The organism is Thalassolituus sp. UBA675, assembly GCF_002297765.1.
GTDB lineage: Bacteria > Pseudomonadota > Gammaproteobacteria > Pseudomonadales > Oceanobacteraceae > Thalassolituus.
Genome location: NZ_DBNJ01000025.1, coordinates 22320 through 45997 on the forward strand (window position 1 = coordinate 22320; position 23678 = coordinate 45997).

20 protein-coding genes are annotated in these 23678 nt (G+C 53.3%); 16 read left to right on the forward strand and 4 right to left on the reverse strand.

Annotated elements, in window-relative coordinates; translation table 11 throughout:
- Nucleotides 1-334: 334 nt before the first annotated feature.
- Both mutS and fdxA read left to right on the forward strand, forming a co-directional pair.
- On the forward strand, nt 335-2914 hold the full coding sequence (gene mutS / locus B3007_RS10250; RefSeq protein ID WP_301376706.1) for a DNA mismatch repair protein MutS: 2580 nt from the start codon (nt 335-337) through the stop codon (nt 2912-2914).
- A gap of 192 nt (nt 2915-3106) precedes the next feature.
- A complete protein-coding gene (gene fdxA, locus B3007_RS10255) occupies nt 3107-3436 on the forward strand; it encodes a ferredoxin FdxA (RefSeq protein ID WP_301376707.1) in 330 nt (109 codons plus the stop codon).
- An 85-nt stretch (nt 3437-3521) separates the two neighbouring features.
- Here fdxA and glp read toward each other — a convergent pair whose 3' ends face one another.
- The 4 genes from glp to ettA form a co-directional block, all read right to left on the reverse strand.
- Nucleotides 3522-4772 (reverse strand): gephyrin-like molybdotransferase Glp, encoded by a 1251-nt coding sequence (glp, locus tag B3007_RS10260; protein ID WP_301376708.1) that lies wholly within the window; start codon nt 4770-4772, stop codon nt 3522-3524.
- Nucleotides 4769-5452 (reverse strand): fumarylacetoacetate hydrolase family protein, encoded by a 684-nt coding sequence (locus B3007_RS10265; protein WP_301376709.1) that lies wholly within the window; start codon nt 5450-5452, stop codon nt 4769-4771. Before B3007_RS10265 ends, glp begins: the two co-directional genes overlap by 4 nt.
- Before the next feature lie 69 nt (nt 5453-5521).
- Nucleotides 5522-5890 (reverse strand): PilZ domain-containing protein, encoded by a 369-nt coding sequence (locus tag B3007_RS10270; protein ID WP_301376710.1) that lies wholly within the window; start codon nt 5888-5890, stop codon nt 5522-5524.
- A 110-nt stretch (nt 5891-6000) separates the two neighbouring features.
- The gene (gene ettA, locus B3007_RS10275; protein WP_068442553.1) at nt 6001-7662 is read right to left on the reverse strand and encodes an energy-dependent translational throttle protein EttA; all 1662 of its coding nucleotides are present in this window, start codon (nt 7660-7662) and stop codon (nt 6001-6003) included.
- A gap of 229 nt (nt 7663-7891) precedes the next feature.
- Here ettA and B3007_RS10280 point away from each other — a divergent pair, with 229 nt between their 5' ends.
- From B3007_RS10280 to B3007_RS10345, 14 genes are all read left to right on the forward strand, one after another.
- Nucleotides 7892-11977, forward strand: coding sequence for a sensor domain-containing protein (locus tag B3007_RS10280; protein WP_301376711.1), 4086 nt, complete (start codon nt 7892-7894; stop codon nt 11975-11977).
- Between the two features lie 105 nt (nt 11978-12082).
- A complete protein-coding gene (gene glyA, locus B3007_RS10285) occupies nt 12083-13345 on the forward strand; it encodes a serine hydroxymethyltransferase (protein WP_297530980.1) in 1263 nt (420 codons plus the stop codon).
- 157 nt (nt 13346-13502) lie between these two features.
- Nucleotides 13503-13844, forward strand: a complete 342-nt coding sequence (locus tag B3007_RS10290; RefSeq protein WP_301376712.1) for a hypothetical protein — start codon at nt 13503-13505, stop codon at nt 13842-13844.
- A 265-nt stretch (nt 13845-14109) separates the two neighbouring features.
- Nucleotides 14110-15009 (forward strand): metal-dependent hydrolase, encoded by a 900-nt coding sequence (locus B3007_RS10295; RefSeq protein WP_068443994.1) that lies wholly within the window; start codon nt 14110-14112, stop codon nt 15007-15009.
- 192 nt (nt 15010-15201) lie between these two features.
- Complete coding sequence (locus B3007_RS10300; protein ID WP_301376713.1) at nt 15202-16101, forward strand: metal-dependent hydrolase; 900 nt, start codon at nt 15202-15204, stop codon at nt 16099-16101.
- A gap of 367 nt (nt 16102-16468) precedes the next feature.
- On the forward strand, nt 16469-17389 hold the full coding sequence (locus B3007_RS10305; RefSeq protein WP_301376714.1) for a metal-dependent hydrolase: 921 nt from the start codon (nt 16469-16471) through the stop codon (nt 17387-17389).
- A gap of 139 nt (nt 17390-17528) precedes the next feature.
- Nucleotides 17529-18083: a transcriptional regulator NrdR gene (gene nrdR, locus B3007_RS10310; RefSeq protein ID WP_301376715.1), complete on the forward strand. Its 555-nt coding sequence runs from the start codon at nt 17529-17531 to the stop codon at nt 18081-18083.
- Nucleotides 18080-19219: a bifunctional diaminohydroxyphosphoribosylaminopyrimidine deaminase/5-amino-6-(5-phosphoribosylamino)uracil reductase RibD gene (gene ribD / locus B3007_RS10315; protein ID WP_301376716.1), complete on the forward strand. Its 1140-nt coding sequence runs from the start codon at nt 18080-18082 to the stop codon at nt 19217-19219. Before nrdR ends, ribD begins: the two co-directional genes overlap by 4 nt.
- Before the next feature lies 1 nt (nt 19220).
- Nucleotides 19221-19871, forward strand: coding sequence for a riboflavin synthase (locus B3007_RS10320; protein ID WP_301376717.1), 651 nt, complete (start codon nt 19221-19223; stop codon nt 19869-19871).
- Between the two features lie 12 nt (nt 19872-19883).
- On the forward strand, nt 19884-20999 hold the full coding sequence (gene ribBA, locus B3007_RS10325; RefSeq protein ID WP_301376718.1) for a bifunctional 3,4-dihydroxy-2-butanone-4-phosphate synthase/GTP cyclohydrolase II: 1116 nt from the start codon (nt 19884-19886) through the stop codon (nt 20997-20999).
- A 20-nt stretch (nt 21000-21019) separates the two neighbouring features.
- Nucleotides 21020-21496 (forward strand): 6,7-dimethyl-8-ribityllumazine synthase, encoded by a 477-nt coding sequence (gene ribE / locus B3007_RS10330; RefSeq protein WP_297530964.1) that lies wholly within the window; start codon nt 21020-21022, stop codon nt 21494-21496.
- A 5-nt stretch (nt 21497-21501) separates the two neighbouring features.
- Complete coding sequence (gene nusB, locus B3007_RS10335) at nt 21502-21963, forward strand: transcription antitermination factor NusB (RefSeq protein WP_068444007.1); 462 nt, start codon at nt 21502-21504, stop codon at nt 21961-21963.
- A 3-nt stretch (nt 21964-21966) separates the two neighbouring features.
- Nucleotides 21967-22920, forward strand: coding sequence for a thiamine-phosphate kinase (thiL, locus tag B3007_RS10340; RefSeq protein WP_068444010.1), 954 nt, complete (start codon nt 21967-21969; stop codon nt 22918-22920).
- Between the two features lie 32 nt (nt 22921-22952).
- Nucleotides 22953-23672, forward strand: a complete 720-nt coding sequence (locus tag B3007_RS10345; RefSeq protein ID WP_301376719.1) for an SIMPL domain-containing protein — start codon at nt 22953-22955, stop codon at nt 23670-23672.
- The last annotated feature ends 6 nt before the right edge of the window (nt 23673-23678 follow it).

Here is a 23678-nt window from a genome sequence, read left to right on the forward strand (position 1 = left end):
TCCATAATTGTAGCTTGTCATGGCAAAGCGATGATCCGTCTTCATCTTTACAAGCTGTCATTTCAGACCATCTGACATCACCGTTAAAAAACGTGTCTTACTCACTCCAGATAAAGCCAACCCTGAAGCAAACCGCGCGGACAATAAGTCTCTGAAAGGTACAGATTTCTGAAGTGCATCTTTATACCTGAAAACGCATTTAGTTACATTCCCATTGCATGCATTTACCGCTGATTTACAGTCAATCGGACGCAGTGTGCAACCAACGCATTTCAGAATCAAAAGGCTTTCCCGTACAATCCGCCTTCATCCTCAAGCCCAAGGAAAAATAGGAATGAGCAAGGCGTCTTCACATACTCCGATGATGCAGCAGTACTTCAAGATTAAGTCTGAATTTCCGGACACCTTGCTGTTTTACCGTATGGGCGATTTCTACGAGCTATTCTACGATGACGCCAAGCGTGCCGCACAGATCCTCGATATTACGCTGACCGCTCGCGGGCAAAGCGGTGGGCAGCCCATTCCAATGGCCGGTGTGCCATTTCACGCAGCAGAAAACTACATCGCCAAATTGGTTAAAAACGGGGTCTCAGTTGCTATCGCCGAACAGGTAGGCGACCCGGCCACCAGCAAGGGCCCTGTAGAACGAAAAGTCGTGCGCATACTAACGCCCGGCACACTAACCGACGAAGCCCTGCTCGATGAGCACCAGGACAACCTGCTTGTCTCTGTGTGCTCTCACCAGCAACGCCACGGGATCGCCGTTCTTGAGATTTCATCCGGCCGTTTCAGTGTCTTTGAGGTGGATGGGGAAGATGCTCTGCTGGCAGAAATTGAGCGCCTTAGACCCGCAGAATTACTGTTGCCAGAAGATCAGATTTTTCCGGATGCGATTGCCAACCGTGCCGGTGCCACACAGCAAGCACCATGGCACTATGAGTCAGATACAGCATTGCGCCTGCTGACAACTCAGTTAAAAACCCGCGATCTGCGCGGCTTTGGCTGCGAAGGGATGAAAACAGCGATCCGTGCCGCAGGCGCCCTGCTCAACTATGCGCAGGAAACACAACGCAACAGCCTGCCCCACATTCGCTCCTTAACGGTAGAGCAACCTGACGACGCCATCATCATTGATCCTGCCAGCCGCCGTAATCTGGAAATCGACATCAACCAGAAAGGCGACGGCCTCTACACGCTCGCGTGGGTGCTCGACAAAACCGCGACAGCCATGGGCAGCCGTCTGTTACGCCGCTGGCTGAACCGCCCGCTGCGCGACCATTCTATTCTGAGGCTGCGCCAGAACCTGATCGCACAATGCCTGCAACAATACGCGCATGAAGACCTGCACCAGCATCTGAAGCAGGTCGGTGATATTGAGCGTATTCTCTCTCGTGTGGCTCTGGGCTCCGCCCGCCCCCGTGACCTTGCGCGGCTGCGTGATGCCCTTGCGGTTATTCCCGACATCCGCCAGCGCCTGTCCGAGCTGGAAGCTCCTCTGGGGGCAGATATCTGTGAGCGGGCGCCCGAATTTCCACAATGGGTCAGCCGCTTACAAGCGGCGATTATCGACAATCCTCCGGTCGTCATTCGTGACGGGGGCGTGATCGCCGAAGGCTACGACGCCGAACTCGATGAGTTGCGTTCCCTCAGTGAAAACGCAGGCGACTACCTGGTAAAACTGGAAGAGCGTGAACGTGAGCGGACAGGTATCAGTACCCTCAAGGTTGGCTACAATCGCGTACACGGTTACTACATTGAGATCAGTAAGGCGCAGTCTGAATCAGCACCGACTGAGTATATCCGCCGCCAGACGCTCAAAAATGCCGAGCGCTTTATTACCCCAGAGCTGAAAGAGTTCGAAGACAAAGCACTGAGCGCCAAAGCACGCGCACTGAGCAGAGAAAAAATGCTCTACGATGCCCTGCTGACGGATCTGGCCGAAGACCTGATTCCACTGCAAGTAGCGGCAGCAGCCTTGTCAGAACTGGATGTACTCACTTGCCTTGCTGAGCGTGCAGAAACGCTGCGCTTCAATGCGCCTGAACTGGTTGATGAGAGTGTCGTCGACATCCGTCAGGGCCGTCATCCTGTGGTCGAATCGCTGATCACCGACCCGTTTGTCGCCAACGATACCTGCCTGGATGTCGAACGCCGCATGCAGATCATTACCGGTCCGAATATGGGTGGTAAATCGACCTATATGCGTCAGGTGGCACTGATCACTCTACTGGCACACATCGGTTCTTACGTACCGGCTGAGTTCTGTAAACTCGGCCCCATCGACCGCATATTCACTCGTATGGGCTCAGCCGACGACGTCGCGGGTGGTCGCTCTACCTTTATGGTGGAAATGACTGAAACCGCCAATATTCTGCATAACGCGACGCGGGACAGTCTGGTGTTAATGGATGAAGTCGGGCGAGGCACCTCAACCTTTGATGGCCTGTCGCTGGCCTGGGCGGCAGCCGCACATCTGGCCGAAAATACGGAAGCCTTTACGCTGTTCGCGACGCATTACTTCGAAATGACCGCTCTGCCAGAGCAGTACAGCAATACGATTAATGTTCACCTGAAAGCCACCGAACATGATGAGCGCATCATTTTTCTGCACAGTGTCGAAGAGGGCCCAGCTAACCAGAGTTACGGTTTGCAGGTTGCTCAGCTGGCGGGGGTTCCTCCTGCGGTTATCGCCAACGCCCGCCAGCAATTGTCGCAACTCGAACAACAAACGAGTCCGGTAACGCCTGTCGTTACCGCCAAAACCGGGCGTAGCGCTGAACCAGCGCCTATGCAATCAGACCTGTTCACCAGTGGACCGGGGCCAGCCGAAGAGGCGCTCGCTAAGGTGAATCCGGATGACCTGACCCCACGCCAGGCACTGGAGCTGGTCTATTCACTGAAGGACCTGATATAGAGGATAAAGACGGAGCATTGTTCGGTATAACCGAACGGTGTCTCCCGAATTTTCCCCAACAAAAGAACACCCGGTGCCTTGCCTGACCATCGCCGACTACCTAGAATACCCGCAACCGTGATAAGCAGGGCCGAAGAGCCCGATATTTAGCAGGGCCAGAGAGCCCCGAATAATGATTCAGGAGAAGATCAGATGACCTTCGTCGTAACCGATAACTGCGTTAAGTGTAAGTACACAGACTGTGTTGAAGTCTGCCCGGTAGACTGCTTCTACGAAGGCCCGAACTTCCTCGTAATCCACCCGGATGAGTGCATTGACTGCGCACTGTGTGAACCAGAGTGCCCGGCAGAGGCCATTTTCTCTGAAGATGAAGTGCCAGCAGGTCAGGAACAGTACATCGAGCTCAACGCTGAGCTGTCTGAAGAGTGGGCAGACAACAACATTACTGAGCAGAAAGATCCGCTGCCAGACGCAGAAGAATGGGACGGCGTACCAGACAAGATTCAGCACCTCGAACGCTGATTCAACGGTCTGCCCCGACCGTCAAAAAGCCCCGGTAACTCATGTTGCCGGGGCTTTTTGTTTTCTTCGCACTCTACATCCGACTTCAGCTGAGCCACTGATCGAACATTTCGACCATCACGGTCTCGCCCGGCTCAACATGGCCGCGCTCCTGCTCAAGCACAATAAAACAGTTTGCCTTGCTGACGGAGCTCAGAATTCCCGAGCCCTGCTGCCCTGTACTGCGCACCTGCCATTGGCCAGCCTCATGTAATTCAGCAATACCTCTCTGGTAATCCGCCCGGCCTGGACGCTTTTTCAAGCGCTCGCTGGCGATGGCAGGAATACGAATCGGTGGAGTAACCTTTTCACCAGATAGACTCCGTAGCACAGGCAGTCCAACCTGATGCAATGTCACCAGGGCAGATACCGGATTACCCGGTAAGCCCAGAAAAAGCGTTTTGCCGATACGCCCAAACGCCAGTGGCTTGCCCGGTTTCATCGCCAGCTTCCACAAATCAAGCTGCCCGAGCGCTTCGACCGCCGTACGGGTAAAGTCCGCTTCACCGACGGAAACACCGCCACTGGTAATGATAATGTCGGCTTCCGATGCCGCTGTCTCCAGCGCTTCCTGAATGGCTCCAAGCGTATCGCTCACCGCGGTAACCAGGGTTACTTCAGCCCCCAGTCGCGTTAGAACCGGGCGCAATACATAGGAATTGCTCTCGTAAATCTTACCTACAGGCAAGTCATTACCGGGGGCGATCAACTCATCGCCGGTCGTCAGCAAGCTGACTCGTAATGGCCGGACTACCGACACATCAGCAATACCGATACTTGCCAGTAATCCACAATCAGCAGGCGTCAGGCGTCGCCCAGCGTTCAGGACGACATCGCCATGGCGAATATCTTCTCCGGCACGACGGATATTATCGCCATCGCGAAGAGACTCCGGGTTATCGACCCGCACACCGGCATCCACAACCTCGGTACTTTCCTGCATCACCACCAGCTTCGCGCCGTCAGGGACTACGGCTCCGGTCATAATCCGGACACATTCACCGGCACTGAGCACCCCTTCAAATACTTCACCAGCCAGGACAATACCGCGCTGACGGAAAAGGCCGATCGGTGTGCGTCCGCTCTCAAGCTTACCCGGATTGACCGCGTACCCATCCATCGCTGAATTATCCGCAGGGGGCACATTCACAGGGCTGATAACATCCTCGGCCAGAACGCGTCCGCATGCGTGCTCCAACGGACAAAGCTCGCCTTCAGTCACCGGAGTCACCTGCAATAGCAGGTACTCAATCGCTTCATTAACCGGTGTTAAGCCCGGCTTGTCACAAGGGTTCATAAGCGCACCTCCTGAGACTGCGGACTCACAACCTCAGTCTTTACCGCAACCCAATCCTCTAACGCCAGTTCGAGAGAATCCCCGACGTTAAGAGGCCCGACACCGGGTGGTGTGCCCGTCATAACGACGTCGCCCGGATTAAGGGTAAAAGAGTGAGACATGTGAGCGATCAGAGACAGTACAGGGTTAAGCATATCGGCACTATTGCCTGACTGTTGCTGAGCTCCATTGCGGTGCAAAGAGAAATTTAGGTTCTGCCAGTCAGATACCCGCGCCGCAGATACAAATGGGCTCAGCGGGCACGAGCCGTCGAACGCTTTTGCGCGCTCCCATGGCAAGCCCTTCTCTTTTAAAACGGACTGAACATCCCGCAACGTCAAATCCAGGCCGAGACCGACACCGGCAAGAGCGCCGGACACTTCAGCTTCGCTGGCTTTCTGAAGACGTTTCCCAATCAGCACAGCCACTTCGAGTTCGTGATGAACATCGCCCTGAGACAGAGGAATACTTAACGGAGCCTGCAGATCACAGGCCGCATCAGCAGGTTTAATGAATAAGACAGGGGTATCAGGAACGGGATTATTCAGCTCTGCGGCATGGGCCGCATAGTTACGACCGACGCACACGATCTTACCGACCGGCGAAGAAAACAGCGCACCATCAAGGGAAGGGGTGAACATAATGAACCTGCTACAACGTAAAACCCCGACTATAACATGCCGGGGTTTACCGCGAATCAGGTCTGGTTGTCAGGCTTTACCGCCGGGGAATGAGATCAATTCTGCAAGTTCACGATTCACCTGCGACGGCACTTCGAGACTGCTCTCCAGAACTCCGCGCAGGGTTTCCTGACTCTCAAAATCCATCGAGTCACAAGCACAACCGACGACGTCGTCATCGATGTGCACGAGGGAGCAGTCCATAACAATAATGCCGCCAGTTTCGAGCGTCAGACTGATCTTCAGCGATTGCTCCAGCTGCCAGGTAACATTCTCCGGAATGACCAACAGAATGCCTCGCATACTGATATCCAGGCAGAAGGTTTCAAGCTTCTGATTACCGTCGTCAACCTGAACCCGTTGAAACAGGTGAACGCGCTTTGCTTGTCGTTGTTCCATGGTTGTTTCCTGTTTGGGATACAACAGGTTTAGCCTGTTATGGCGAAACCGCAAGCTCGCGAATGCGATTTATTCCAGTCGGGTCACTTTTCAGCGACCTGACCGAACTATCAGGCTAAACGTTTATATTTCATACGCTTAGGCTGAGCATCACTGCCCAGGCGCTTCTTCCGGTCTTCTTCATATTCGGTGTAATTACCGTCGAAGAAGGTCACCTTAGAGTCGCCCTCGTACGCGAGGATGTGCGTTGCAATACGGTCCAGGAACCAACGGTCGTGCGACACCACCATTACAGTACCCGGGAAGGCATCAATAGCCTCTTCCAGTGCACGCAAGGTTTCGACATCAAGGTCGTTTGACGGTTCATCGAGTAACAGCACATTAGCACCCTGCTTCAGGGTGTAGGCGAGCTGCAGACGACCACGTTCACCGCCTGACAGTTCTCCAACCCGTTTCTGCTGATCACCGCCCTTGAAGTTAAAGCGACCAATGTAGGCACGGCTCGGGTACTCTTTGCCATTGATATCCAGCATGTCGAGGCCGTCAGAAATAGATTCCCACACGGTCTTACTGTCATCCAGCTCATCACGCAGCTGCTCAACAAACGCCAGCTTCACGGTATCACCAATAACCACTTCACCAGAGTCCGGTTGCTCAGTGCCAGCGATCATCCGGAACAAAGTCGACTTACCCGCACCGTTGCCGCCGACGATGCCGACAATCGCACCCGGTGGCACAGTAAAATCGAGATTGTCGATCAGTACACGATCACCAAAAGACTTGGTCACGTTATGGAACTCAATGACCTTATCGCCGAGACGCGGACCCGGTGGAATATAGATCTCGTTGGTTTCGTTACGGCTCTGAAACTCGCGTGAGTTCATTTCTTCGAAGCGTGCAAGGCGGGCTTTGCTCTTCGCCTGACGACCCTTTGCGCCTTTACGCACCCACTCCAGTTCGTGCTTGATCGCCTTAGTGTGTGCCTCTTCTTCTTTCTTCTCCTGCTCTAAGCGCTTTTCTTTCGCCTCAAGCCAGGTGGTGTAGTTACCCTGATACGGAATACCGTGGCCACGGTCGAGCTCCAGAATCCATTCCGCACAGTTATCCAGGAAGTAACGGTCGTGGGTAATGGCTACAACAGTGCCAGGGTATTCTTCGAGGAATTTCTCCAGCCAGCCGACAGATTCAGCATCGAGGTGGTTGGTTGGCTCGTCGAGCAAGAGCATGTCTGGTTTGGACATCAACAGGCGGCACAGAGCTACGCGGCGACGCTCACCACCGGACAGCTTGGTGACGTCGGCGTCCCAAGGCGGCAGACGAAGAGCATCGGCGGCAATTTCCATCTGACGGTCAACATCGTGGCCGTCCGACGCTTCAATGATGGCTTCGAGCTTGCCCTGCTTTTTGGCCAGCTCATCAAAATCAGCATCTGGCTCAGCATACGCTGCGTAGACCTGCTCCAGTTCGGCCTTGGCATTCATCAGCTCACTGAGACCGTCTTCAACGTTACCACGCACGTCTTTCGCAGGGTCCAGTTCCGGCTCCTGAGGAAGGTAGCCAATATTCAGGTCAGGCTGAGGACGAGCCTCACCAATGATATCGGTGTCGATGCCTGCCATGATCTTGAGCAGGGTCGACTTACCCGCGCCATTAAGGCCCAGAACACCAATTTTGGCGCCAGGAAAAAAGGATAATGAGATGTCACGCAGGATCTGTCGTTTAGGTGGAACAATCTTACCTAAACGGTTCATAGTGAATACGTACTGTGCCATGGGCATCGCCTCCGCAATGTATTTCGCCGCAACGCTACTGAAAAGCCCATAGAAAGGCAAATAAAGCCCATTATGAGGGGCCTCTGGTTGTTAAGGTGACAGACAATGACTAAGGTTAATAACCATAATCAGTCGTTAACGGACACCGCTTTACATGCTCCCGCATCATGGAGCCCCAGAGGCTAAATTTCACTCAGCCGCCACAAATCGGGCGAACACTCCCCTGTTTGTGCTGAGTTTTATATTTCTGACCGTCGTTCTGAGTTTTCAGAGCTGGCAGCAATGGCAGAATGCACGGCACGCATACAACATTGACGTTGAACGGACGCTTGACCACTACAAACGTCAGTCTGAACTGATCATCAAGGCCGGACTCCACGCAAACCAGATATTTACCCGCAGCTACGGTGATCAGCTTGAGGTCTACGCAAACCGCCCGGCAGACGCAGACACGGACGACCTCTGGGGACACGTAAGCGCCGCAATTTTTAACGCAACAGGCTTCTTCATCACCGATCAGAATGGCAAGGTGCTTAACCACTACGGCAGTCTGCTCAGCCCCACCGAGCCCGGCGATATTGAAAAAGAACTGCGTTCGCAGGGCCTGGATAAGGCCATTTTCTCATTACGCTACAGCCATCTGGGTGGTTATTACGTTGGCACACGCTTCAACACCAGCAATGGCCCGATGATTATGGTGTCACGACGCGCCTACAGTCATCTCTCTGAGATTATTTTCAGAGGTGGCTTCAATGGTTTTGAAATGGTGCTTTTCGACCGTCGGGATAATACAGTATCCATCCGCGAGCAGTTTTACTCAGATACTCTGCACCCGACTCTGTTAACCGAAGAAGAAACAAACAGCATTCTCTATCGTGACAGTATCCCCATGTCGCCATGGGACATTCTTGCTCTGCCTATTCAGGGGTACTGGAAAGAACAACTCATAGAAAGCATCCGAATCCCAGCCACTTTCCTTATCGTTTTTGCCATTCTTCTGATTGTTCTGCGTCGCTATCTCAGCCAACAGGGCGAGGCTGTTGTCGCTCTCCAGAAAGCCACAGAAGACACCGAACGCCGTGCCGACAGAGTGCTTCGCTCCATTGATGAAGCCTTTATATCTACGGATCATGAAGGGAGCATCGATTACCTGAACCCCAAAGCATTGTCATTACTTGGTCGTACAGAACCAGACCCTGTACTCGGCATGCCTCTTAAGGATATCTGGCCTGCACCCGATGCCCTTTGGAACAAAGGGCTTGCACCAGAAGCCATAGAGAGCCTGAAACCCGATCAGCGCGTTATGCAGGTCCAGCATGCCGACGGAAAGCATATTCTCGAGCAGAAAATGCAGATGCTGTATGACAATAAACAAGTCAGCGGCTACGTATGGTTACTCCGGGACATTACTGAGTCAGAGCAGGCCAAAGCCGCCCTCGAACACAGCAGAACCCGATACAAAGCTCTGTTCGAAGAGGCAGGTATCGCGCACGGTCTGCTTGATCTGAGTGAGTTCGACGGCACTGCCGATACCCTGAAAGTGGTCAGCGTGAACGAAGCCACACTGCAACTCGGCGACTTTGATACCTTGGAAGCGATGGGTGCTCACTATCAGCGCCATCCTGAATCCCTGACACCACTCCTCAAGGCACTGACCAGCAGTAAATCTCTCCGACTGCAACAAAACGAATGCGAACTCACCTTGCGTGACCGCAGCGGCCGCTCTATCGATATCTGGGCGAGCATCAGCTTCCGCACCAGTTCCAGCCATCAGGTATTACTGACCATGCTGGACATCACAGAACGCAAGCAGGCAACTGAGAAGATCCGGGAGCGTGAAGCTTTCTGGATGCACGTCATGGAAGCGATGCCTGATGTAGTCTACGTTCTTGACGTCAATGACCGGCTTGAGCAAAAAACGATTTTCTCCAACCGTCACGTCGCCCAGCTCTTAGGTTTTCCTGACAGTCGTGAGTACATCGAGCGCAGCTGGATGGATTATGTGATTGAAGACGACCTCGCACGTTGCAGAGACGGCCTGAGGAATATCAGGAATTCCATCAATGGCCAGACCATTGAAACCACCGCCCGCTTCCTTAATGCCGACGGCGAAATCAGGGTGCTCAAATTCCGTGATACACCGTTCACCTACGACAGCGACGGAAAAGTAGAGCGCTATATCGGCACCGGCAGAGACGTTACCGCAGACATTGAGAAGCAGGAACAGATCGTCGAGAGTGAACGCCGCTATCGCCTGCTGGCGGAGAACATGAATGACATTGTCTGGGCCACTGACGCCCAGCTCAATTTCAACTTCGTAAGCACCTCAGTGCAACGCCTGTTGGGTTATCAACCCGAAGATCTGGTGAATGGTGGAGTTACACGAATTTTCTCACGACCCGATCTCAAGCGGCTGGGCAAAGCTCTACAACACCAGATACAGATCGCCATCAACAGTCCAGAAACAGCTAAGCGCCGCAGCACCGTCATACGGGAAGATTTCTATGCTTCGGCCAGCAATGGCAGTCGTGTACTTCTGGAACTGCAAGCCAGCCTTCTGTGGAACGACAAAGGCGAACTTCAGGGGCTTCTGGGTATCTGCCGGGATGTCACCGAGTCCCGCAGTATTGAGCAGGAGCTTCAACTCGCAGCCGAAGTATTCGAGAACAGTAACGAGGCCATTCTGATCACAGATCAGAAGCTTAAAATCGCCAATACCAACCGCGCCTTCCAGCACATCACCGGTTATTCTGCCGAAGATGTCACAGGTAAGACTCCCGACTTCCTGATTTCATCTGAGCAATACGAAGAAGACCTGATTGAGAAAATCGGCGAGCGTCTGATGGTCGATGGTTACTGGCAAGGCGAGATTTCGTATCGTCGCCGCCAGGGCGATATGCGTACCGGCTGGGCTGGGGTCAGCGCGATTCGGGATCAGAATCGCGAAGTTCAGAGCCTGATCATCATTATGTCCGACATCACTGAGCGCAAAGCCAGCGAAGAGCGTATCCACAAGCTTGCCTATTACGACCCACTGACCGCTCTGCCCAATCGCAGCCAGATGCACGAAACACTGGATGGCATGCTCAAGCGAGCGCGCAAGCAAGGTCTCTGGGTGGTGCTGCTCTTTATCGATCTCGACCGATTCAAACCAATCAACGATTCTATGGGCCACCCTGCCGGTGACGAAGTATTGAAACAGGTTGCCGGGCGCCTGCGTAATTGCGTTAAGCAACGCGATCTTGTCTGCCGCATGGGAGGCGACGAGTTCACCATTGCGATCGCAGATCAGCCAAGTCACACAGCAGCTTCAGATACCGCCATCATCGTTGCTGAACGTATTCTCGAGTCACTGCATCAATCGTTTAACCTGAATCAGCGCGAAGTCTTTATCAGCGCCAGTATCGGCATATCTGTATACCCCAACGACGGTAACAGTGTCATAGAACTGCTGAAAAATGCCGACATGGCCATGTACCACGCCAAAGACATGGGGCGTGACAACATGCAGTTCTTCACAGCCTCAATGAATCGTAAAGCAGTCCAGTTACTCGAGCTTGAAAACGACCTGCGCCATGCATTAGCACGGAACGAAATGCAGCTCTATTTCCAACCACAATATCGCACAGACAGTGAAGAAGCCGTCGGTGTTGAAGTCCTGCTACGCTGGATTCACCCGACTCGGGGCATGATCTCCCCCGGCACCTTCATTCCTATCATCGAAGATACGGGTCTTATTGTACCTATTGGCCAATGGGTACTCGAAGAGAGCTGCCGTTGCTTTGTTCGCTGGCAGGCAGAGGAACAGCTCGGGCTTGAGCGTATTGCAGTGAATGTATCTGCGCGCCAGTTCCGTTCTGAAGATTTCCTCAATATTGTTAAAGACATCATCATCCGGACCGGCATTCGCCCAGAACAGCTTGAGCTTGAGCTGACTGAAAGCATCCTGATGGAAGATGTAGAACTTGCCATGGAAACACTGCGGGGGTTACGCGCCGCTGGCGTCAAAACCGCCATTGATGATTTCGGTACCGGCTACTCATCACTGAACTACCTCAAGCAGTTCCCGGTAGACACCTTGAAAATCGATCGCAGCTTTATCCAGAACCTGCCGGAAAACGCCGATGACGCTCAGATATCGCGAACCATCATCGCCATGGGCCACAACCTGGGTATGGGTATCATCGCAGAGGGGGTCGAAACCGCCGAGCAACTGACCTTCCTGCAGATGGCAAGGTGCGAAGAGGTTCAAGGCTTCTATTTCAGCAAGCCCATTGATGAAGCTTCGCTGATCAGAGATCTTGGCAAAAACTGAACATCAGTCATGATGATATGACACCTTCTCAAGTGCGAGGCGCGCAACTTTGCGGTAGAATGTGCACCTTAAAAATTTTTGATTATCCTACTTGAGGAAGCCCTGATGTTTAGCCGTGATATGAACATAGCGGATTTCGACCCAGATCTGTGGTCAGCGATGCAGTCTGAGGATGCCCGTCAGGAGCATCATATTGAGCTGATCGCCTCTGAAAACTACACCAGCCCACGCGTAATGGAAGCACAGGGCTCTCAGCTGACCAACAAGTACGCTGAAGGTTACCCAGGCAAGCGTTACTACGGTGGCTGCGAGCACGTTGACGTGATTGAGCAACTGGCTATCGATCGCGCCAAAGAGCTGTTCGGTGCAGGTTATGCCAACGTTCAGCCGCACTCAGGTTCTCAGGCGAACGCTGCCGTTTACTTCGCACTTTGCCAGCCTGGTGACACCATTCTGGGCATGAGCCTGGCGCACGGTGGTCACCTGACTCACGGTGCAGCGGTATCTTTCTCTGGTCGCGTTTACAACGCAGTTCAGTACGGTCTGAACCCAGAAACGGGTGAAATCGATTACGAAGAAGTTGAACGTCTGGCTCGTGAGCACAAGCCTAAGATGATCGTTGCTGGTTTCTCTGCGTACTCTCGCGTTGTTGACTGGCAGAAATTCCGCGAAATTGCCGATGAAGTTGGCGCTTATCTGTTTGTCGATATGGCTCACATCGCTGGCCTGGTTGCTGCTGGCGTATACCCATCACCGGTCGGTATTGCAGACGTAGTGACCACCACAACACATAAAACTCTGCGTGGCCCGCGTGGTGGCCTGATTCTGGCCAACGACGACGAAGACCTGAACAAGAAGTTCAACTTCGCAGTATTCCCTGAGTCTCAGGGCGGCCCACTGATGCATGTAATCGCAGCAAAAGCCGTGTGCTTCAAAGAAGCAATGAGCGAGGAATACAAAGACTACCAGGCTCAGGTAGTTAAGAATTCGCAGGCAATGGCCAGCACGTTCATCGAGCGTGGCATTAACGTCGTTTCTGGCGGCACTGATGATCACCTGTTCCTGGTTGACCTGATCGGTAAAGAGTACACAGGTAAGGATGCTGATGCGGCACTTGGTCGCGCTAACATCACTGTGAACAAAAACTCTGTACCGAACGACCCTCGCTCGCCGTTCGTAACCTCTGGTCTGCGTATCGGTAGCCCTGCGATCACCAGCCGTGGCTTCAAAGAAGAGCAGGCCACGCAACTGGCAGGTTGGATCTGCGACATTCTTGATGGCCTTGAGAAAGGTGAATCTGAAGCCGTTGAAGCATCAGTAAAAGAAAAAGTTGTCGCCCTTTGCGAACAGTTCCCTGTGTACAAATAAACACTGGAACAACGAAAAACCGGCCTGATGGCCGGTTTTTTTATGCCTGAATATTGAGACAGATCACTTGGGTCGCCTGTCAGCGTCACACGTATGTCACAAAGTTTTCATAGAGTAGTCATGCTTGAAACCTGATCCAGAAACAGAGGATTCCCGCATGTCCGATTCATGGAAACCCGTCACCTATGTTCAGCTCATCAACCTGATGAGTCACAACGAAAGCCAGCTGGAAGAGAGTGTCCGCCCTTTCTGGAACGCGATCCGGCTCCCTGCCGCTGAATTATGGCAACAACACCCTTGGGGCAATGAAGGCTGCGGGTTCTGGGTTCTGGCGACCGCCGGGCGTCACTGCATCTATTACAATGACCTCACCGAAGGTTTTTCTGTTGGCCAGTTCGAGCGCTGGGGCCACATCATCAATTACCAGAAGTCGAAGGCCGGTCTGCAGCATGCGATAGACAGCCTGTTACAACAGGAACCCCTGACTGAGACGGCATAGGGTCTGCCATGCCCTTCTAAACCTGTTTGAGCTGGCCAGAAATAACCTGTCTGGGCCGCGAGTATTTAATGATCCAGATCATATTTTGATTTCGCATCACTGGCCCAATCCTACGAATGTCAGTTGATCACCCCTGAAACGTACGTCAGACACCCCCACACCCTGAGAATCTTGGCTGGCTTACCCCTTACTTTCGCGCATCAGACAGTTGTTCAATAGCCTCAGACAACTTACAACAACCTCACTACAACACAGGATTTTCAATATGACTGAGGCAGTTACTCCAACAACCACGACTCGCATGACGGCTGGCGAGCGTGCAGGTATCCCTCCACGTCGTATGGACTTCAAGTTTGGTGACGATACCAAGCGCTACTGGTATGCAGACAACGCATTCCTGACCACCTTCTGGACCACACTGTCGGCACTGTTCCCTGCCGGAGAAACCTTCTTTATCGACTCAGTGAAAAACTATCGCCACGTGGTGACAGATCAGAAACTGAAAGACGAAATTTCCGGTTTTATCGGCCAGGAAGCTCTCCATACCAAAGAGCACCAGGCGTTTAATGACATGGCGGATCGCCACGGCCTGCCTAGCGGGCGTATCGACAAAGAACTCTGGGGCCTTCTGGATCTGGCGAAGAAAGTCTTCCCGAAAAAGCTACAACTTGCGACCACTGTAGCTCTGGAACACTACACCGCGATTCTGGCAGAGCAGCTTCTGCGTGACACCGACCACCAGGACAATATTCAGGATCGCGAAGCGCTGAAACTCTGGATGTGGCATGCGCTGGAAGAGAACGAGCACAAGTCTGTCGCCTACGATGTTTATGAACTGATTGGTGGCGGTTACTTCACACGCATCTTCGCCATGATTGTCGCAACCATTGGCTTTATTGTCTTCGTTGGCCAGGGACACCTGCGCATGCTGTGGGCAAACGGTACCCTGTTTGATATCAAAGACAACGCCAAAGGTTTCTGGAAATTACTGGGCTGGAAAGGGTTATTCCCACGTCTCTTCTTTAAATACATGGATTTCTACCGTCCGGGCTTCCACCCCAACGATCACGATACAGTAAAACTGTTAGAAGACTGGCGCGAGCGTATGCTCAACGAAGGCGGCCTTTTAGCAGAGCAGACTTACAGCAAGTCCAAGGCTGCCTGAGGCAAGTGCATTCTTCCCACCTCAACGAATGGCCGGAATTACTCCGGCCATTTCTTATTTTGATCATAATTCACTGATTGTTGCCCCGTCGCCACGTTCTTGGACACGCAAACTTCTTCTAAATTGTAGGATATAGCGCGATGACAGAGATGCGCTCCCTACAAAATATAGAAAACAGAGGCAGGTTTTCGTATGGCTACTATGACACAAGCACAGGGAACTCCACGGATCACCGCAGGCGAGCGAGCAGGTATTCCGCCCCGCCGCATGGACTTTGAATTCCCGGATGAAACAACGAAATACTGGTACGGTGATAGCGCCTTCCTGACAACATTCTGGGTGACGCTTTCAGCCCTATTCCCGGAAGGTGAAACCTTCTTCGTAGACAGCGTAAAAAACTATCGCAAAGACATTAAAGATCAGAAACTGAAAGATGAAGTATCAGGCTTTATTGGACAGGAAGCACTTCACAGTAAAGAACACGAAGCCTTTAACGACATGGCTGAAAAGCATGGCCTGCCAGCATTAAAGCTGGATAAAGAGCTCGGGGTTCTGTTCCGCCTGATCCGCAAATATGTACCGAAGAAAATGCAGCTGGCACTGACTGTGGCTCTGGAACATTACACCGCGATCATTGCTGAGCAGCTACTGCGCGAAGATTTCCATCAGGAAATGTTCCGTGACCGCGAAGCCCTGAAGCTCTGGATGTGGCACGCACTGGAAGAGAACGAACATAAAACTGTGGCCTTCGACGTATACGAGCAAGTCGGTGGTGGCTACCTGACCCGCGTCAGTACGATGCTGATCGGGACTCTGGTCTTCGCCGTGGTGGTAGGCAGTGGACACATAAGATTACTGAAAGCCGATGGTCAGCTCACCAACTGGAAAGCCAACTGGCGCGGTCTGAAGTTTCTCTGGGGCTGGAAGGGCTTGTTCCCTCGCCTTGGCCGCCAGTACTTCGATTTCTATCGCCCGGGTTTTCACCCAAGCGACCATGACACGGTCGAATTGCTTGAAGAATGGCGTCAGCGCATGCTGAACGACGGCGGCCTGTTAGCAGAGCAGACCTACAGTAAGAGCCGCAAGGCCTGAGTCAGCTTGAGCACCGCTCACTGACACGCCGGAATCAGGAAGATCCCCCTGATTCCGGCAGATTTTCAAATATTCTTCTATTTTCTGTAAATCCCGTTTGGCCGTAATTTACCCCCCTGGCAAAGAAAAACCCCCCATAAATCGTTATATTTTGACAGTTTTTCACCGATATTACGCTTTTTAGACACCTGTTTATCAGTTCGCTACGGTGATTTAAGCCACAACTTACTTAACCCTGTCTTTAAGACACCCCCGGCCACGCGTAAAATTTGGCATAGAGATACCTTCAACTGGAAAGTCTGGCCACGTCTAATAGACTCATCAAAACAACATCTACAACAAACATAAACCAACGCAGGTGTATCGTATGACTACTACAGCAACCGCTACTGCCCCAACTGGCAAGGTACGCATGACTGCAGGTGAGCGTGCAGGTATTCCGCCGCGCCGTATGGATTTCGAATTTTCTGAAGATTCCAAGCGCTACTGGTACGCGGACAACTCATTCCTGACGACTTTCTGGACAACACTGTCTTCACTGTTCCCGGAAGGCGAAACTTTCTTCGTTGATTCCGTGAAGAACTACCGTCACGAAATCAAAGACCAGCTTTTGAAAGACCAGGTGTCAGGCTTCATCGGTCAGGAAGCTATGCACTCGAAAGAGCACGCTGCTTTCAACGACATCGCTGAGCGCAATGGTCTGCCAGCCAACACTCTGGATAAAGAGCTGGGCATGCTGTTCAAGCTTGGTCGCAAAATTCTGCCTAAGAAGCTTCAGCTGGCTATCACGGTAGCGCTTGAACACTACACAGCAATTCTTGCTGAGCAGCTGCTGCGTGACGAGCGTCACCAGGAAAACATTCAGGACCCGGAAGCTCTGAAGCTGTGGATGTGGCACGCACTGGAAGAAAACGAACACAAGATTGTTGCGTACGATGTATACGAGACAATCGGTGGCGGTTACTTCACCCGTGTATTCGCAATGCTGGTTTCAACCATCTTTTTCTTCGCGATTGTTGGCCAGGGCCACATTCGCCTGATGTGGGCAGACCGTAGTCTGTTCAAACTGAAGGATAACCTGAAAGGCATCTGGTTCCTGTGGGGCTGGAAAGGTCTTTTCCCACAGTTGTTCTTCAAGTTCATGGACTACTTCCGTCCGGGCTTCCACCCGAACGACCACGACACCGTTCAGCTGCTGGACGACTGGCGTGAAAAAATGCTGCAGGAGGGTGGTATGCTGGCTGACCAGATCAAAAACCCTTCTCACGTTCGCACAACGGCTGCTTAATCAGCCGACAGGCAACGGAACATTCCGTTCTTGTCAGAGGGCCGCATCAGCGGCCCTTTTTTATTGCCGCAAAGGTAGAACCTGAGTACCATTGCGGCCAGTTTTTATCCGCTTTTCTTTGAACGGACCGCTCTTTAATATGCATTGCCCTTTCTGCGCACATCCGGAAACCAAAGTCATAGACTCACGTCTCGTGGCTGACGGTGAACAAATCCGTCGGCGCCGGGAATGCATCCTCTGTGGTGAGCGCTTCACCACCTTCGAAACTGCCGAGCTCGTTATGCCGCGAGTGATCAAGCAGGACGGAAAGCGTGAACCTTTTGACGAAGATAAGCTTCGTTCAGGCATCCAGCGCGCACTCGAAAAACGCCCTGTCAGCATCGAATCGATTGAGGCGGCCATCACTCATATCAAACAGAAACTCAGGGCCACAGGCGAACGCGAAGTCGCCAGCCGTGACGTAGGCGAATGGGTGATGGACGAGCTGCGCTCGCTGGACGAGGTCGCCTTCGTCCGTTTTGCATCGGTTTATCGCAGCTTCAAAGACCTTGAAGAATTCCGTGCCGAAATCGAACGGATCAGTCTGAAAGCAGCCTCTCCTGCGGTAGTTAAAGTGGTAGAGAGCTCAACACTCGCCTCTTCGGAAGCCTCAAAGGCCGGAACTGATGACCTTGGTAAGAAGGAGTCATCATGAGCCGCCTGTTGCCCAACGATCTGGAATGGATGGCTGACGCCCTCCGACTTGCAAAGAAAGGTCTGTACACCACCAGCCCTAACCCTCGCGTGGGCTGCGTTATTGTCAAAGACGGTGTCAAAGTCGGAGAAGGCTGGCACCAGAAAGCCGGTGAGCCGCACGCAGAAGTTCACGCTCTGCGCGCTGCCGGTGATGAGGCACGCGGCGCTACGGCTTACGTTACGCTGGAGCCTTGCAGCCACTATGGCCGAACGCCTCCATGCGCAGAAGGACTGATTAAGGCCGGCGTTGCCAGAGTCGTTGGCGCAGTCCGGGACCCTAACCCGAGCGTTGCCGGGCGCGGATACGAGATGCTCAGACAAGCAGGCATAGAGGTTGTCGAGTCGTGTCTCGAAGCTGAAGCAGGTGCGATCAATGCTGGATTTATGAAACGCATGCGCACAGGCCTGCCGTATGTGCGGATAAAGCTTGCAATGAGTCTCGACGGACGCACAGCGATGGCGTCCGGTGAAAGCCAATGGATTACAGGCAGCGCCGCCCGACGCGATGTTCAGGCGCTCAGGGCCCAAAGCTGTGCTGTCATAACCGGGGCCGAGAGCGTCATCATCGATAACCCGTCCATGACGGTGCGCCCTGACGAGGCGGGTCTGGATATTCCAGAAGGTCTGTGCCGGCAACCTCTGCGAGTCATCGTAGACGGTGCTCACCGTGTCAGTAACGAGGCTACGATCTTCGACAAGCCCGGAGACATTCTGATTGCTGCCCGCACGCCTCCAGCATCGCCCATTAACCGCGATACTAGTCTCGGGGCGCTGAATTATTGGGCTGGCGAGCGCGATGAACACACCGACATCGACGCTCTGTTGCGTCACCTTGCGACTCAGGGCAGCAATGAAGTTCTCATCGAAAGCGGAGCAAAACTCGCGGGTGCCTTTGTCAGTGCAGGCCTCGTCGACGAACTTATCGTATACTGCGCGCCAACATTACTCGGAAGTGACGCGCGGCCGCTGCTATCATTGCCACTCAGTGAGATGAAGCAGCAGATCCGCTGGCAATGGCAGGACGTTCGCATGGTCGGTAACGACCTGCGGCTGACGCTGCGCCCTGACACTTCTACAGCAGCAAAGAAGGCCTGACGTGTTTACCGGTATTATTGAAGCAGTGGGCAAAATAGCCAGCACCCGATCTGAACAAGGCGACCTGCGCCTACGGATCAATACGGGCAACCTGGATCTGAGCGATGTAAAGCTCGGCGACAGCATTGCAACCAATGGTGTCTGCCTGACCGTCGTTGCAGCCCATGCCGATGGTTTTGAAGCCGATGTATCGCGGGAATCTCTCGCTCACACCCGGATTGCTCAGTGGGCACCGGGTACCCGAGTAAATCTTGAGAAAGCGATGCTGCCGACGACCCGTATGGGCGGCCATATTGTCAGTGGTCATGTCGACGGTGTTGGTGTTGTCCGCGGACGCAAGGCTGATGCGCGCTCAATCCGCTTTGACATCGAAGTGCCCGCCGATCTGCGTCGCTACATAGCCGCCAAAGGCTCAGTCACCGTCGATGGTGTCAGCCTGACGACGAACGCACTGACGGCAACAGGTTTTGAATTGAACATTGTGCCTCATACGGCGCAGGAAACGACTCTGGCCGACCTGGAAGCCGGAGCAGAAGTTCACCTTGAGGTCGACGTGATTGCACGTTACCTCGAGCAGCTTCTGGGACAAAAAACACACGATGAAAGTCGCCTGACACCAGCGTTCCTCGCTGAGAACGGCTTCTGGAAATAACCGGGAAGTATTATGGCTCTGAACAGTATCGAAGAAATTATTGCCGATATCCGCGATGGTAAAATGGTTATCCTGATGGATGACGAGGATCGCGAAAACGAAGGCGATATCATTGTAGCGTCTGAGAAAGTTACCCCCGACATAATCAACTTTATGGCAACAGAAGCCCGTGGTCTGATCTGCCTGACTCTGACAGGTGAACGCTGTGATTATCTGGGGCTGCCATCGATGGTTGCGGGCAACGGTGCTAAGTTCTCTACCCCCTTCACCGTCTCTATCGAAGCGGCAGAAGGCGTTACCACTGGTATTTCAGCAGCAGACCGTGCAGCAACTATCCTCGCCGCTGTAAACCCGATGGGCAAGCCAGATGACATCGTGCAGCCAGGTCATATCTTCCCACTGCGAGCGCGCCCGGGCGGTGTACTGAGCCGTGCTGGTCATACCGAAGCAGGCTGCGACCTCGCTCGCCTGGCTGGCCTGATTCCATCGGCAGCCATTGTTGAAGTCATGAACGCCGATGGCACCATGGCCCGCCGCCCTGACCTCGAAGTCTTCGCAGAAAAACACGGCCTGAAGATCGGCACTATTGCCGACCTGATCCAGTACCGTATGGCGAACGAAAAAACCATCGAGGTCGTATCGGAAGACAAAGCACATACTGAATTTGGTGACTTCAACCTCATTACCTTCCGCGACACGATTCAGGGCGAAACACACCTCGCTCTGACGATGGGTGATATCCAGCCGGAAGAACCGACTCTGGTTCGCGTTCAGACCAATAATATGATCCGCGACGTACTGGGTCTGCGCTCCTGCGAATCTGGCAGCTGGTCGTCGACCGCAGCCCTGGAGCATATTGCGAAAGAAGGCAAAGGCGTCCTGGTTCTGCTTTCAGCGGATCAGAAAGAAGACGTCAGCGCCTCGCTTGATAACTTCTTTGGCCGCGCCAAGCCTATGCGTAGCCCGAACACAGACAGCAGCGGTGCCTTCCTGACGATCGGCACTGGCTCTCAGATTCTGCGCGAACTGAACGTCCGTAAGATGAGACTGCTCAGCTCTGAAATGAAATACAGTGGCATCTCGGGTTTTGATCTCGAAATCACCGAATATCTGCCATTCAGCGAATAATTGACCGACAGGAAATCATTATGAAACACATCCGTACAATCGAAGGGAATCTGACCCCGAACGACGGCAAGTACGCCATCGTAGTTGGCCGCTGGAACGCCTTTGTTGTTGAAAGCCTGCTCGAAGGTGCTGTCGACTCTCTTACGCGCCATGGCGTTGAAGCAGACAACATCACCATTATCCGCGCACCAGGCGCAGTTGAAATTCCGCTGGTCGTGAAAAAAGCAGCAGCGTCTGGCAAATACGATGCAGTCATCGCACTGGGTGCTGTCATTCGTGGTGGTACGCCGCACTTTGAGTTTGTTGCGGGCGAATGCTCGAAAGGCCTGGCATCTGTCATGATGGAATACGATATCCCGGTAGCTTTCGGTGTTCTGACCGTCGACACCATCGAACAAGCTATCGAACGCTCTGGTACCAAGGCAGGTAACAAGGGTGAAGAAGCAGCAATGTCAGCCTTTGAAATGGTTGCCCTGCTCAAAGCAATGGAGGCGTAAGGACAATGTCCCGAGCTTCTGGCCATCAGAAATCCAGCCCAGCTGCGCGCCGTAAAGCGCGTCGCTTTGCATTGCAGGCACTGTATCAATGGCAGGTGTCTGGTAGCGGTCTTGGCGACATCGAAGCCGAATTCCGCACTGACAACGACATGAGCAAAGTGGATGACGAGTATTTCCACGATATTCTTCATGGCGTGCCCAAAGAAAAGAGTGTACTGGACGAAAAAATTCAGCCGTTCCTGGATCGTCGCATCGATGAGCTGACTCCAGTAGAACTGGCGATTCTTCGCTTAGGCGCCTTTGAAATGTGCCACCGTATTGATGTGCCTTACAAGGTCGTCATTAACGAGGCCATTGAGCTGGCGAAGACCTTCGGCGCAACCGACGGTCATAAATACGTTAACGGTGTTCTCGATAAGCTGGCACAACGCGAGCGTATGGTGGAAATACGTGGCGGTAAAGGCTGACTTTTGGCGCGGTCTTCAGAGTTTGACCTGATCCGCGACTGTTTTTCTACCGGTTACCCGGCAGCGAGTGACTTGCTGCTGGGGATTGGTGACGACTGTTCCCTGATCACTCCCCCCTCCGATATGGAACTCGCCCAGAGCATTGATACTCAGGTTGCGGGTGTGCATTTTCCTGCTGATGCTCCGCCTGGCCTGATTGCTGGCCGTGCACTGCGCTGCGCCACCAGCGACCTTGCTGCTATGGGCGCTGTACCGCAAGGCTTTCATCTCGCCCTGACACTGAACAACAGCGAAGACTGGTTTCTCCGTGACCTTGCTGCTGGCCTACGCCTCACAGCTAATACGTTAAATATGCCGTTGTTAGGCGGCGATACTACGTACGGCGAACATCTGACCATTACCGTTGCTGTGCAAGGCTGGTTGCCACGAGGACTGGGCTTACGACGCGATGCCGCGCGTCCGGGTCAGGACATCTGGCTCACCGGCAAGGTCGGAGGAGCAGCACTGATACTCGACGACGTCCTCCGGGACCCGACAAGAGACGATCAGGAAACTGCCCCCTACTATCACCCCAGAGTGCACCTGTCGTTTGGGCACCTGCTGCTGAGCCTGGCCACCGCCGCCATCGATATCTCAGACGGACTGATTCAGGATACCCGCCACATAGCGAATGCTTCCGGTGTCGTGATGAATCTGGATGCTGAGAAGATACCTACCGCAGTCAATGGGGAACATCCACGCTGGCATGAATGTCTGACTGGTGGTGACGATTACCAGCTACTGTTTACCGCACCCGCCAATGCCCGCGAGCGCATTGAAGCCTGCGCATTAACGGCAGGGTTACGCGAGTGCCGGATCGTAGGTAGCGTCACTGCCGGCGACGCAGATGTCTGCGTCCACAAAAATAATGAATTACTGGTATTCAGCAAAGAAGGGTACACCCACTTCCGTAGCTGATACTGCTCTGAGATTCACACAGGACGATTGCCATGAATACTCACAACAGATTTCTTGCCGTACTGGGCACATTTCTTTTTATCATCAGCATGAGCGCCCCAGCACTCAGTGACAGCGCTTATATTGATGTCAGCGGTCAGGGGGAACTGGATGTTTATCCGGATTTCCTGACGCTTTCCGTTGAACTCAGTGCGACAGAAAAAGACGTTGTACGCGCAAAAAACAAAGTCGATGACGCTTTCGCTCAACTATCGAAAGTCGCAGAGGAACACGGCATTGCCGAAGACGATATCGAATCAGTCCGGATCAGCAATTACCCTCAATGGGAATATCAGGGCAATGGCAAACGCGAGCTGATCGGTCACCGGGTTATTCGCCCTGTTACCATCACTCTTCGTACGCTGGATAAATACGGCCCGTTTCTTGAAGAAGTCCTGATCGACGAGCGCTACCGTATTCAGAACACCAGCCTGGGCTTTGATAAGCCCGCAGAGCACGAGAGCAAAGCCCGCCGCCTGGCCTTACTGGATGCCAAAGCTAAAGCAGAAGAAATGGCGGCCACTCTGGGGCAGAAAGTGACAGGTGTACTCTGGATTCAGGAGCAGGCTGCGCACTTCCCACAGCCAGTTATGATGATGGAAAGCGCCCCGATGATGCGGTCTGCCAAAGCGGACAGCGGCAGCGGTATGAAAATTCAGGAGCAGACCATCAGCCAGCAGGTTCAGGTCCGCTTCGAGATGGAAAAAGACTGACTGAGC